Here is a 12,169-nt window from a genome sequence, read left to right on the forward strand (position 1 = left end):
CCCGCTCTTGTCCGGCGCGCGACGCGTCCGCACACTCGGGGCATGACCACCACTCAGGACACCTCCGCCGCCGTCGCGCACTTCGCCGGGCGGCTCGCCTTCGAGACCGACGTCGCCGACGTGCACGCGGACCTGGCCGCGGGCGCCTCGTTCACCCTGGTCGACGTCCGCTCGCAGGAGTCGTGGGACCAGGGCCACGTGCCCGGCGCCGTGCACCTGCCGAGCGGCAAGGTGCGGCTGCGTGCCGAGAAGACCATCGACCGTGACCGGCCCGTGGTGACGTACTGCTGGGGTCCGGGCTGCAACGCGGCGACCAAGGCCGCGCTGGAGTTCGCGAAGCTTGGCTACGAGGTCAAGGAGATGATCGGCGGCTTCGAGTACTGGGTCCGCGAGGGCTTCACCTACGACACCGCGACCGGTCCGGTCCACCCGACCCCGGACCCCCTGGCGGCCCCGCTCTGACCACCTTCGACCTGCTGGCGGCGGCGCCGTCGACGGTGCGGCGTCCCGGGCTGGGCGACCGCCGGCGGCTGGACGACCGCCGGCGGCCGGACTGCCGCTGACGGCTGGACTGCCGCTGATGGCTGGACTGCCGCCGACGGCTGGACCGCCGCCGATAGCTGGGCCATCGGCGACGGCTGGACTGCCGCCGCCGATGCGGCGTCGCGGATGTGCGCTTCTACCCAGCGATTACGCCCAGGAATGACACTGGAAATGGGCGTAATCGCTGGGTAGACCGACCACATGCGGTCCGGTCAGCGGGGGCGGTAGCGGTTTTCCGGGCGGCCCGTCGCGCCGTAGCGGGGCGTGACCTGGGCGCGGCCCTCGGTGACCAGGTGCTCCAGGTAGCGCCGGGCGCTCACCCGGGACATCCCGACGGCCTCGGCGACCTCGGCGGCCGAGGCGTCGCGCACCTCCACGTGGCCCGACGCCGCCCCGCCCGACATCGCCCCGGCATCGCCCCCCACCGCATCGCTCACCACCACAGCACCCGCCACCGCCCCCTCGCCCACTCCGCAGAGCCGTATCAGCGCCTCCTGCACCAGCGCCCGGCTCCGTTCGGAGAGCCCCTTCGGCGGCAGCCCCAGGCGAGGCCCCGCGAGGAGCTGGTCCACCTGGTCCTGATCGAGCGTCGCCTGCGCGCGGCGCACGTCCTCGCGCCGCTGCCACACCTCGTCGAGTCGTTCACGCAGCGCGGCCGACGTGAACGGCTTGACCAGGTACGCGACCACGCCACCAGCCATGGCCTGCCGCACGCTGTCGAGCTCGCGGGCCGCCGTGGTGGCGACGACGTCGACGGGCGGCCCCGGCAGCAGGCGGAGCCGGCGCAGCACGTCCAGGCCGCCGATGTCCGGCAGGTGCAGGTCGAGCAGCACCAGGTCGGGCCGGAGCTCCGCCGCCAGGCGCAGGGCGTCGGTGCCCGTGCGCGCCTCGCCCACCACAACGAACCGCGGATGGCTCTCGACGAAACCCCGGTGCACGACGGCGACGGCCGGGTCGTCCTCCACCAGGAGCGTCCGCGCGGGGGGAGCGCCCTGATCAGACATGCCGCCGCCCCTCCGGTGAGGCCGCACCGGCCGTCGCCCCAGCGCTCGCGCCCGGGCGAGCCCCGGTGCGAGCACCAACGCCACCACCATTCGTCGAGGCACCCTCGCGATCCTCGGCCTCGCGGGGGGTCCGCACCCCGCCCTCGCGATCCTCGGCCTCACGGAAGGCCCGCACCCCGCCCTCGCGATCCCCCACCTCACCGGAACCCCGCACCCCACCCCCGCCCGCCACCGGCAGCGACACGCTCACCCGTGCCCCGCCGAGGTCTCCCGACCCCAGCACCACCTCGCCCTCGCGCCGGTCCACCACGCGTCGCACCAGCGCCAGCCCGATGCCGCGGCTGTGCTCGCGGTCGGCCGGGACCTTCGTGGAGAACCCGGCCTTGAACACCTGGTGGTGCAGGTGGTCGGGGATGCCGGGGCCGTCGTCGTCCACCTGGAGGTGCAGGGCCGCGCCGTCCGCGGTCATGTGCACGCGGACCCGGCCCTGGGGTGCCGCGGCGTCCACGGCGTTGTCGATCAGGTTCCCGAGCACCACCAGGGCGTCGGTGTGCAGGGACGAGCTGTCCGCGGTCGTCGGCGGGTCCAGCACGGAGTCCTCCGTGACGTCCAGCGTGACGCCCCGCTCGCGCGCGGTGATGGTCTTGACCAGGAGCAGCGCGGCCAGCTCGGGAGAGCGCACCCCGGGTGCGACGGCCGACGTGCTGAGCAGCCCGCCGTGGCCCGAACGTTCGATGAACGCCACCGCCTCCTCGGTGCGGCCCAGCTCCAGGAGCCCCGAGATCACGTGCACGGTGTTGGCGAACTCGTGGGACCGGGACCGCAGGGCGTCGGTCAGGCCCCGGGTCTCCAGGAGCCCCGCGATGTCCTCGGGCTCCAGCAGGTAGATCCGGCGCCGCACCAGCCGGGTCACCCACGCCGCGCAGAGCACGCCCACCACCGTGGCGGCGGCGAGCGCCCCGAGGAGCCAGCCGCGGTCGTCGGTGAGGTCGGCGCGCAGCTCGGACTCCAGGATGCCGACGCTGGCCGTGCCGATCACGGGGGCGGGCGAGGCGTCGTCGGCGGCGTCGCCGTAGACGGGCACCTTGACCCGCCAGGACGTGCCGAGCGTGCCGGTCTGGGTACCGGTCCAGATCTGCCCGGACAGCGGCACGGAGGGGTCGGTCGAGACGGGCCGCCCGATCTCCTCGGGGTCGGGGTGCGAGTAGCGCACGCCGTGGTCGTCGGTGACGACCACGTAGGTGACCTCGGACGCCTCGCGGATGACCTCGGCGATGGGCTGGATGGTCGCGGAGGGGTCCTCGTCGTCGAACGCGTCGTGGATGGCGGGCAGGCGTGCCACGGACTGGGCCACCCCGGTCATCCGGTCGGCGTAGGCCTCCCGGAGCTGGCGTTCCTGCAGCGTGGAGGCCACGAGACCGGTGGTGCAGACGAGTACGAGCACGATGACGACCTGCAGCGCCAGCAGCTGCACCCGGAGCGTCATCGCCCTTCTCACGGACGCCAGTGTGCACCGCGGAACGGCCGGGGTGGTAGCGCGGCGCCGTGACCTAAACGACCACAACCTTCGTTGCGACCAGAACCCGGGTCGGGTGCACGGCGCTCCCTACGCTCTCGCCGAGGTGGGCCGGGCAACGTCGCCGGCGCCCACGCATCCGCTCAAGGAGGAGACATGCGCATCATCCGAACCGGGGCCGCTCCCGTCGGGATCGTCCTGGCCCTGGCCCTCACGGGATGTTCGGGCCTGGAGCCGAACGGCGGTGGCACGGGCGACGCCGCCATCGACGAGCTCAGCATCGTGGTCCCGGCGGCGCCGGGCGGCGGCTGGGACCAGACGGGCCGCGCCCTGCAGACAGACCTGCAGGAGGAGGGCCTGGTCGGTACGGCGACGGTGACCAACGTCGACGGCGCGGGCGGCACGGTCGGCCTGGCGAACATCGCCAACGCGCCGGACCCGAACACGCTGCTCGTGATGGGCCTGGTCATGGTGGGGGCCGTCGAGACCAACCAGTCCCAGGCGCGCATCGAGGACACGACGCCGATCGCCCGCCTCACCGAGGAGCAGGAGGTCATCGTGGTGCCGGCCGAGTCGCCGTACGAGACGGTCGACGACCTGGTGGCGGACATCGAGAAGAACGGCAAGGACGTCTCCGTCACCGGCGGGTCGGCGGGCGGTACCGACCACATGCTCGCGGGCATGCTGCTCCAGGCCGCCGGGCTGCCGGCGGAGGACATCGCGAGCAGCCTCAACTACGTGGCCTACTCCGGCGGCGGCGAGTCGCTGGCGGCCCTGCTCGGCAACAACGTCGACGCGGGCATCTCGGGCATCAGCGAGTACGCCGAGCAGGTCGAGGCAGGTGAGCTGCGGGCGCTCGCGGTCTCGGGCGAGGAACGGGTGGACGCCCTCCCCGACACGCCGACCCTGACCGAGGCAGGCTACGACGTCGTCCTGACGAACTGGCGCGGCGTGGTCGCCCCGGGTTCGATCGACGACGCCGAGCGCGAGGCGCTGACCTCCGCCGTGACCGAGCTCGCCGGGTCGGACGCGTGGCAGGCGACCCTCCAGGAGAAGGACTGGGACGACGCCTTCCTGGCCGGCGATGAGTTCGACGCGTACCTCGAGGGCAACATCGCGGAGGCCCAGGCCGTGCTGCGGGACATCGGCCTGGTCCAGTGAGTCCCGACACCGCGGCGCCCGGGACGCCGGACGGCCCGACGGCGCCGCCACCGTCGGGCACTCCCGGCCCCGTGGAGGCGCCTCGCCGCCGCTGGGGTGAGCTCGTGCTCGCTGCCGCCACGGCGGCCCTCGGGGTGTACGTGCTGGTGACCGCCGGCAGCATCACGGTGCCGGGCTCGACCAACACGCTGGGTCCGCGCGCCTTCCCGTACCTCGTGGGCGCCCTGCTCCTCGCGGCGGGCGTGGTGCTGGTGGTGCTGGTCCTGAGCGGCCGGGCCGGGCAGGAGGAGGGCGGCGAGGACGTCGACCCCTCCGTCCGGACCGACTGGCTCACGGTGGTGCTGCTCGTGGTGATCCTCGTGGTCCACGTGTTCGCCATCAACGCCGTCGGCTGGCCCGTGGCCGCCGCACTGCTGTTCGCCGGTGCCGCGGTGGTCCTGGGGGCGCGCCCCTGGTGGCGCGCCGCGCTGGCCGGTCTCGTCCTGGGTCTGCTGATCCAGGTGGTCTTCGGCGGGCTGCTGGGGCTGTCGCTCCCGCCCGGCCCGCTCCTGGAAGGGGTGCCGTTCCTCCGTGGATAACCTCACCGCCCTCGTCGAGGGCTTCGCCACCGTGCTGCACCCGGTGTACCTGCTGTACGCGCTGTTCGGCGTGTTCGTCGGCACGGCGGTCGGCGTGCTGCCGGGCATCGGCCCCGCGATGACCATCGCCCTGCTGCTCCCGCTCACCTACACGCTGGACCCGACGGCGGCGATCATCGTCTTCGCCGGCATCTACTACGGCGGCATGTACGGCGGGTCCACGACGTCGATCCTGCTCAACACGCCGGGCGAGTCCGCCTCGATCGTCACGGCCATCGAGGGAAACAAGATGGCCCGGGCGGGACGGGGCGCCGCGGCGCTCGCCACCGCGGCGATCGGCTCGTTCGTGGCGGGCACCCTCGCCACGGTCGCACTCACCTTCCTGGCACCCGTCATCGCGCGCTGGGCGGTACGGCTGGGTGAACCCGACTACTTCGCCCTCATGGTGGTCGCGTTCATCACCGTGGGCGCGCTGCTGGGCACGTCGGTGCCGCGCGGGCTCGCGTCGCTGTCGCTCGGCCTGTTCCTCGGCCTGGTCGGCACCGACACGCTCACCGGCCAGCAGCGGTTCACGTTCGGCGTGCCCAACCTGGCCGACGGGATCGACGTCGTCGTGGTCGCCGTCGGCCTGTTCGCCGTCGGGGAGGCGGTCTACGTGGGCTCGCGGATGCGGCACGGGCCCGTGCGGGTCATCCCGGTCGAGAAGGGCTGGCGCACCTGGATGAAGCGCGACGACTGGCGCCGCTCCTGGAAGCCGTGGCTGCGCGGCGCGGCCATCGGGTTCCCCGTCGGCACCATCCCGGCGGGCGGCGCCGACGTCGCCACGTTCCTCTCCTACGCCTCGGAGCGACGGCTCGCCGGACCGCGGCGCAAGGAGTTCGGCAAGGGTGCCATCGAGGGGGTGGCGGGCCCCGAGGCGGCGAACAACGCGGCGGCGTCCGGCGTGCTGGTCCCGCTGCTCACCCTGGGTCTGCCGACCACGGCGACGGCGGCGATCATCATCGTCGCGTTCCAGTCCTACGGCATCCAGCCCGGCCCGCTGCTGCTGCAGAGCGAGTCCTCGCTGGTGTGGGCGCTGATCGCCAGCCTGTACGTCGGCAACCTCATGCTGGTGGTGCTGAACCTGCCGCTGGTGGGCATGTGGGTCAAGGTGCTGCGCATCCCGCGGCACTACCTCTACGCGGGCATCCTCCTGTTCGGTGCGCTGGGTTCGTACGCGCTGAACTTCTCGCCCGTGGACGTGCTGCTGCTGGTGATCATCGGGCTGGCCGGGTTCTTCATGCGGCGCTACGGCTACCCCGTGGCACCGCTGGTGGTCGGCATGATCCTCGGCCCGATGGCGGAGGACCGGCTGCGCCGCTCCCTCGCGATCAGCCAGGGCGACCTGTCCTACCTGGTGACCAGCCCCTTCGCCGCCACCGCCTACGGGGCGATCGTGGTGCTGCTGGTCGTGGGCCTCTGGCTCAAGCGCCGCGAGCGGGCCGAGGAGGCCCAGGGGAACACTGGTTAGGCTCGCCGTATGAGCACCGCACTGATCACCGGCGGGTCCGCCGGCCTGGGCCTCGAGTTCGCCCGCCAGCTCGCGGCGGACCAGCACGACCTGGTGCTGGTCGCACGGAGCGAGGAACGACTCCACCGGGTCGCCGAGGAGCTCAGCTCCGCCTACGGGGTGGCGATCGAGGTGCTCCCGGCGGACCTCTCGACGGCCGACGGCGTCGCGCGGGTCGCGCGGCGGCTCGCCGTCGTCGGCGGCCGCCCGGGGGAGGGGGACCTGCGTCCCGTCGGGCTGCTCGTGAACAACGCGGGCTTCACGACGAGCGGGAACTTCGTGACGGGCCGCGTCACGACCGAACGGCGCGGGATCGCCGTCATGGTGACGGCGGTGATGGAGCTGACCCACGCCGCCGTCGGGCAGATGCTCGAACGCGACCGGGGCGCGATCCTCAACGTCGGCTCGGTCGCGGCCCTCACCGCCGGCGGCACGTACGCGGCGGCCAAGGCGTACGTGCGGACCTTCACCGACTCCCTCGCGGTGGAGCTCAAGGGCACCGGCGTGACGGCCACGCTGCTGTCCCCCGGGTTCATGCACACCGAGTTCCACGCGCGCGCGGGTATCGCCGACGCCGCGTCGTCGGCCGTCCCGTCCTGGGGCTGGCTCGACGTCGAGGACGTGGTCCGGCAGGCCCTGGCGGACGTGCGCCGCGGCGTCGTCCTGTCGACGCCGTCGGTGCGCTACAAGGTGGCCTCCGCGGCGCTGCGTGCCGCGCCCCGCTGGGCGGTCCGGGCGCTGGGCAAGTACCGCTGACCGGCCGGGCCGGCCGACGTCAGAGCCAGCCGACCCGCTTGAAGACGCGGTACAGGATGGCGCCGAGCACCACCATCACGAGCAGCGCGAGCGGGTACCCGAACGTCCAGTGCAGCTCGGGCATGTGCCTGAAGTTCATGCCGTAGACGGTGCCGACCAGGGACGGCGCGAAGAGGATCGCCGCCCACGCGGAGATCTGCTTCATCTGCTCGTTCTGCTCCTGCGTGACGAGGGTCGAGTGCGCGCCCAGCACGTTGGCCAGCAGCGACCGGTAGGTGTCGGCGGTCTCCGCGTACTTGACGGCGTGGTCCAGCACGCTGCGCAGGTGGCGTTCGAGCTCCACGTACCCGGGTCCGCGCTCCGCGGGCGGTGCGTCGTCGCGCAGCGCGCGCAGCACGTCCACCAGGGGCAGGGTGGCCCGCTGCAGGCCGATCACCTCGCGGGTCGCCTCGTAGATCCCCCGCGAGACCTCCGGGTCGCGGGAGAACAGCCGGTCCTCGACCTGGTCGATGTCGGTGCGCAGCCGCGTGACGACGGGCCGGTAGGTGTCGACCACCTGCTCCAGCAGCGTCGCGAGGATCGCCCTGGGCCCGTGGCGCAGCAGGTTCGGCCGGCTCTCCAGCCGCTCGCGCATCGTCGCCAGGTCCGGCACGGCGGACCGGCGGATCGTCACCACGAAGTCCGGGCCCACCCAGGCGTGCAACGTGCCGAACTCCACCCGGCCGATCCGGCCGTCACCGGAACCGTCCGGGTCGAGCGCGGGGTGCAGCACCATGAACAGGGCGTCGTCGAACCGCTCGATCTTGGGCCGCTGGTGCACGGCGATGGCGTCCTCGACGGCGAGGTGGTGCAGGGCGAACTCGGCGGCGACCTGCTGGATCTCCTCGGCCGTCGGCCACGCCAGGTCGACCCACGCGATGCCGCCCCGTGCCCGCGTGATCTCGTAGGTCTCCTCGATGCTCGCCGGGTTCGCCGTGCGCAGGCCGTCCACGTACACCGCGTTGTCCATGATGGTCACAGCCACACCTTCGCAGATGCCGGGGGCGGCCGGGTGGCGGACGGCGGCCGGCCGGTCGGCGGCGTCGTGCCGCGACGTACCCTTGCACCGTGAACGCTGACTTCTCCCCGACCCCGCGCGAGCAGCTCGCCGAGCTCATCAAGGAGCTCGCCGTGGTGCACGGCAAGGTGACCCTGTCCTCCGGCAAGGAGGCCGACTACTACGTCGACCTGCGCCGTATCACGCTGCACCACCGGGCTGCCCCGCTCGTGGGGCACGTGCTCCTGGACCACCTGGAGGAGGTCGGGCTGGGCACGGCCGAGATCGACGCCGTCGGCGGCCTGACCCTGGGCGCGGACCCGATCGCGGACGCGCTGCTGCACGCCGCGGCCTCGCGCGGGCAGGACCTGGACGCGTTCGTGGTGCGCAAGGCGGCCAAGGCGCACGGCATGCAGCGCCAGATCGAGGGCCCGGACATCGCCGGCCGCAAGGTGGTCGTCGTGGAGGACACGACGACGACGGGCGGCTCGCCGATCGCGGCGATCGAGGCCGCACGGGCCGCCGGCGCCGAGGTGCTGGGCGTTGCGACGATCGTGGACCGGGCCACCGGCGCGGGCGAGAAGATCGAGGCGCTCGGGGTGCCGTACCACTACCTGTACGGCCTCGAGGACCTTGACCTCGCCTGAGCCCGTTACCGTAAAACTGGCCGTCTCCATATCACTCCCCCGTGGAGACTTTTGCCTAGCCCTACTGTATCTTTAAGTTCATGGGGCCATTTGTCGCATTAGTCCTGCTCGTCGTCGGCGTCGTGACCTTCACGGTCACCGCGGCGCGGTTCATGGGGCGCGGGCGCTCGCAGGACGTGCAGCGGTGGGCCGAGGCGAACGGGTGGGAGTACGTGGGCACGGACCCGACGCTCGCCCAGCGCTGGAGCGGCCGGCCGTTCGGCGTGGGCCTGGACCGCACGGCGCGCGACGTGCTCCGGGGCAACGTCGACGGGTTCGACATGGTCTCGTTCACCTACACGTGGCGCACCGGCTCGCCCGACGGCGACACGCGCCGCCCGGGGCTGCGCCGGACCGCCCACGTCGTGGCGCTCGACGCGCTCCCGGGCGAGCCCGTGGTCGACCTGTCGCCGGAGGGCCTCCGCGAGAAGTGGCAGAAGCTCTTCGGCGCGCAGGACGTCCAGATCGACAACCCCGCCTTCGACGGCCAGTGGCTCGTGCGCACCTCGGACGAGTTCTTCGCGCGCCGCGCCCTGGACGCCCGGCTCGCGAACATCGTGATGCTGCCCGACTTCCACGGCTCCCGGCTGCGGATCGAGGGCCCGTCCGTGCTGCTGTGGCGTCCGGGCCGCACGGACGTGACCACGTTGACCGAGCGTGCCAAGCGGGTCGCCGACGTGGCGCGCATCGTGCTGCCCATGGAGAAGGGCGGGCCCCGCTTCGAGTCCGGCGGCACGATCGACGGGTTCGGCATCCCGGGCCTGACCTGACGGCTCCGGGCGGGCCGCCGACGCAGGCCAGACCCAGTCCGGATCAGACCCGGTCGACGACGTCCGCGATCGAGTTCAGCACGTGGCTCGGGCGGAACGGGTACTTGTCGACCTCGTCGGCCGCCGTCGACCCCGTGAGCACCAGGAACGTCTCCAGGCCGGCCTCCATGCCGCCCAGGATGTCGGTGTCCATACGGTCGCCCACCATGGCCGTCGACTCCGAGTGCGCGCCGATCAGGTTGAGCGCCGAGCGGAACAGCACCGGGTTGGGCTTGCCCACGTAGTAGGGCTGCCGGCCGGTCGCCGCCGTGATCATCGCGGCCACCGAGCCCGCGGCGGGCAGGAGCCCCTCCTGCGACGGCCCGGTCACGTCCGGGTTGGTGCAGATGAACCGGGCGCCGCCCGTGATCAGGCGGATCGCCTTGGTGATGGCCTCGAACGAGTACGTGCGGGTCTCCCCGAGCACCACGTAGTCGGGGTCCGACTCGGTGAGCGTGAAGCCCGCCTGGTGCAGCGCGGTCGTGAGGCCCGCCTCGCCGATCGCGTACGCGCTGCCGCCGGGGATCTGGTCCGCGACGAACTGCGCGGTGGCCAGGGCCGACGTCCAGATGTTCTCCTCCGGCACGTCGATCCCGCTGTACGCGAGCCGGGCGCGCAGGTCGCGCGGCGTGAAGATCGAGTTGTTCGTCAGGACGAGGAACGGCAGGTCCTTGTCCCGTAGCGCCTTGATGAACTCGGGACCGCCGGGCAGGGCCGTGCCCTCGTGCACCAGCACGCCGTCCATGTCCGTGAGCCAGGCCTCGGTGGTGCGCTCCATGCGGCTCAGCCTAGTGTCCTAGGCTTCGGCCCGTGACCAACCAGTACCGAGAAGCGGTCCGTCCTGTCCCGGTCCGGCGTCATGCCTCACCGCCCACCACGACACCCTGGTCGGCGGCGCCTGGGAACGCGGTGCGGGGCGGGCTGGTCGGTGCGGCCGAGTCGGTCCCCGGCATCAGCGGCGGCACCATCGCCCTCGTGGTCGGCCTGTACGACGCGCTGCTGGGCGCCGCCAGCCAGCTCGTGCACGCGGGTCGGGAGCTGGTCCAGGGCGTGGCCGGACGGCGCGGCCTGCGGCCGGCCGGAGCGGCTCTGCGCCAGATCGACTGGCCGTTCCTCGTCCCGGTGCTCGCCGGCATGGCGGTGGTCCTGCTCGTCTCCCTGAGCACGATCGCCCCCCTGCTCGAGTCGAACCCGGTGCCGATGCGGGCGCTGTTCTTCGGCATGATCGCGGTCTCGGTCAGCGTGCCCGTGCGGATGATGCCGCGCCGGTTCGGGGCGCTCGACGTGGTGCTGCTGCTCGCCGGCGCGGTGGCCGCCTTCTTCCTCACCGGTCTGCCCGCGTCCGAGATCGACGACCCGCCCCTGTGGCTGGTGTTCGTCGGTGCCGCGGTGGCGATCAACGCGCTGGTGCTGCCCGGTGTGTCGGGGTCCTTCGTGCTGCTCGCCATGGGTCTGTACGTGCCGGTGCAGCAGGCGCTGCACGACCGCGACCTCGCGTTCGTGGGCGTGTTCCTGCTGGGCGCGGCGATCGGCCTCGGGTCGTTCGTCAAGCTGCTGCACTGGCTCCTGGAGGAGCGCCGGCAGGGCACCATGGCGCTGCTCGCGGGCCTCATGGTCGGCTCGCTCCGGTCCCTGTGGCCGTGGCAGGACGACGCCGGCGCACTGCTCGCGCCGTCGGGCGGCATCGCCCTGCCGGTGCTGCTCGCCGTCGCGGGTGCAGCCGTCGTGCTGGTCGCGATCTGGTGGGAGGCGCGCCGGACGCCTGCGGCGCCGGGCGCCGCGGTGGACCGTGGCTGACGATCCCGTCGCCGCGCGGCCTGAACCGGCCGAGCCCCCGGTCGGCGTCGGGCCGTGGGTGGGTCCCTCGCCCGACGACCCCCGCTACGACCCCGAGCTGCTCGCCGCGGGCGACCGCCGCAACGTGACCGACGAGTACCGGTACTGGTCGGTCGAGGCCATCGTCGCGGACCTCGACACCCGCCGGCACCCCTTCCACGTGGCGATCGAGAACTGGGCGCACGACCTCAACATCGGCTCCGTGGTCCGCACCGCCAACGCCTTCAACACCGCGGGCGTGCACGTGGTGGGCCGACGCCGCTGGAACCGCCGGGGTGCCATGGTCACCGACCGGTACCTGCACGTGACGCACCACCCGGACGCGGAGGCTCTCGCCGGATGGGCCGCGACGGCGGGACCCGGCGGCGGACGCCTGCCGGTGGTCGGCATCGACAACGTGCCCGGCTCCGTGCCCATCGAGGGGTACGCGCTGCCGCGCCACTGCGTGCTGCTGTTCGGCCAGGAGTCCACCGGCCTGACGGACGAGGCCCAGGCGGCGTGCGACGTCGTCCTGCACATCACGCAGTACGGCTCGACGCGGTCGATCAACGCGGGCGCGGCGGCCGCGATCGCCATGCACACCTGGGTCGAGCAGCACGCGTGACGGGCGCGGCGCGCCCCCACGGCGCGCCCCCGAGCCGGTGACCGACGGCGGTAAGCCGTTGCCCCTCGCCCCGCCGCTCGGACAGGATCGT

13 protein-coding genes are annotated in these 12,169 nt (G+C 73.0%); 9 read left to right on the plus strand and 4 right to left on the minus strand.

Features of this window, described 5'->3' with window-relative positions; all coding sequences use genetic code 11:
- The first annotated feature begins 42 nt into the window (after nt 1–42).
- Nucleotides 43–462 (plus strand): rhodanese-like domain-containing protein, encoded by a 420-nt coding sequence (locus tag ACIG47_RS02195; protein ID WP_397416437.1) that lies wholly within the window; start codon nt 43–45, stop codon nt 460–462.
- A 293-nt stretch (nt 463–755) separates the two neighbouring features.
- On the opposite strand, the gene ACIG47_RS02200 is transcribed toward ACIG47_RS02195, so the two are convergent.
- Nucleotides 756–1,547 carry a response regulator gene (locus ACIG47_RS02200; RefSeq protein WP_397429421.1) on the minus strand — a complete coding sequence of 264 codons (792 nt, stop codon included), beginning with the start codon at nt 1,545–1,547 and terminating at the stop codon, nt 756–758.
- On the minus strand, nt 1,540–3,045 hold the full coding sequence (locus ACIG47_RS02205; protein ID WP_397429422.1) for an ATP-binding protein: 1,506 nt from the start codon (nt 3,043–3,045) through the stop codon (nt 1,540–1,542). The genes ACIG47_RS02200 and ACIG47_RS02205 overlap by 8 nt, the downstream gene beginning before the upstream one ends.
- A 174-nt stretch (nt 3,046–3,219) precedes the next feature.
- Here ACIG47_RS02205 and ACIG47_RS02210 point away from each other — a divergent pair, with 174 nt between their 5' ends.
- From ACIG47_RS02210 to ACIG47_RS02225, 4 genes are read left to right on the plus strand one after another with little or no spacing between them, the layout of a single operon-like run.
- Complete coding sequence (locus tag ACIG47_RS02210) at nt 3,220–4,224, plus strand: Bug family tripartite tricarboxylate transporter substrate binding protein (RefSeq protein WP_397429423.1); 1,005 nt, start codon at nt 3,220–3,222, stop codon at nt 4,222–4,224.
- Nucleotides 4,221–4,802 (plus strand): tripartite tricarboxylate transporter TctB family protein, encoded by a 582-nt coding sequence (locus ACIG47_RS02215; RefSeq protein WP_397429424.1) that lies wholly within the window; start codon nt 4,221–4,223, stop codon nt 4,800–4,802. Before ACIG47_RS02210 ends, ACIG47_RS02215 begins: the two co-directional genes overlap by 4 nt.
- The gene (locus ACIG47_RS02220) at nt 4,795–6,312 is read left to right on the plus strand and encodes a tripartite tricarboxylate transporter permease (protein ID WP_397429425.1); all 1,518 of its coding nucleotides are present in this window, start codon (nt 4,795–4,797) and stop codon (nt 6,310–6,312) included. The genes ACIG47_RS02215 and ACIG47_RS02220 overlap by 8 nt, the downstream gene beginning before the upstream one ends.
- 9 nt (nt 6,313–6,321) lie before the next feature.
- On the plus strand, nt 6,322–7,107 hold the full coding sequence (locus ACIG47_RS02225) for an SDR family NAD(P)-dependent oxidoreductase (RefSeq protein ID WP_397429426.1): 786 nt from the start codon (nt 6,322–6,324) through the stop codon (nt 7,105–7,107).
- Between the two features lie 19 nt (nt 7,108–7,126).
- Here the strand turns inward: ACIG47_RS02225 and ACIG47_RS02230 are convergent, their stop codons facing one another.
- Nucleotides 7,127–8,125 carry a magnesium and cobalt transport protein CorA gene (locus ACIG47_RS02230; RefSeq protein WP_397429427.1) on the minus strand — a complete coding sequence of 333 codons (999 nt, stop codon included), beginning with the start codon at nt 8,123–8,125 and terminating at the stop codon, nt 7,127–7,129.
- Between the two features lie 89 nt (nt 8,126–8,214).
- On the opposite strand from ACIG47_RS02230, the gene pyrE reads away from it, so the two are divergent.
- A complete protein-coding gene (pyrE, locus tag ACIG47_RS02235; protein ID WP_397429428.1) occupies nt 8,215–8,790 on the plus strand; it encodes an orotate phosphoribosyltransferase in 576 nt (191 codons plus the stop codon).
- Nucleotides 8,791–8,870: 80 nt separating this feature from the next.
- The gene (locus ACIG47_RS02240) at nt 8,871–9,599 is read left to right on the plus strand and encodes a hypothetical protein (RefSeq protein ID WP_397416455.1); all 729 of its coding nucleotides are present in this window, start codon (nt 8,871–8,873) and stop codon (nt 9,597–9,599) included.
- Nucleotides 9,600–9,642: 43 nt separating this feature from the next.
- Here ACIG47_RS02240 and ACIG47_RS02245 read toward each other — a convergent pair whose 3' ends face one another.
- Entirely contained in the window at nt 9,643–10,416 is a 774-nt protein-coding gene (locus ACIG47_RS02245; RefSeq protein ID WP_397416458.1) for an HAD-IIA family hydrolase, read from the minus strand.
- A gap of 32 nt (nt 10,417–10,448) precedes the next feature.
- On the opposite strand from ACIG47_RS02245, the gene ACIG47_RS02250 reads away from it, so the two are divergent.
- Both ACIG47_RS02250 and ACIG47_RS02255 read left to right on the plus strand, forming a co-directional pair.
- Nucleotides 10,449–11,435 (plus strand): DUF368 domain-containing protein, encoded by a 987-nt coding sequence (locus tag ACIG47_RS02250; protein WP_397429429.1) that lies wholly within the window; start codon nt 10,449–10,451, stop codon nt 11,433–11,435.
- Nucleotides 11,428–12,078 carry a TrmH family RNA methyltransferase gene (locus ACIG47_RS02255; protein WP_397429430.1) on the plus strand — a complete coding sequence of 217 codons (651 nt, stop codon included), beginning with the start codon at nt 11,428–11,430 and terminating at the stop codon, nt 12,076–12,078. The genes ACIG47_RS02250 and ACIG47_RS02255 overlap by 8 nt, the downstream gene beginning before the upstream one ends.
- Nucleotides 12,079–12,169: the final 91 nt, after the last annotated feature.

Source organism: Promicromonospora sp. NPDC052451 (assembly GCF_044547525.1).
GTDB lineage: Bacteria > Actinomycetota > Actinomycetes > Actinomycetales > Cellulomonadaceae > Promicromonospora.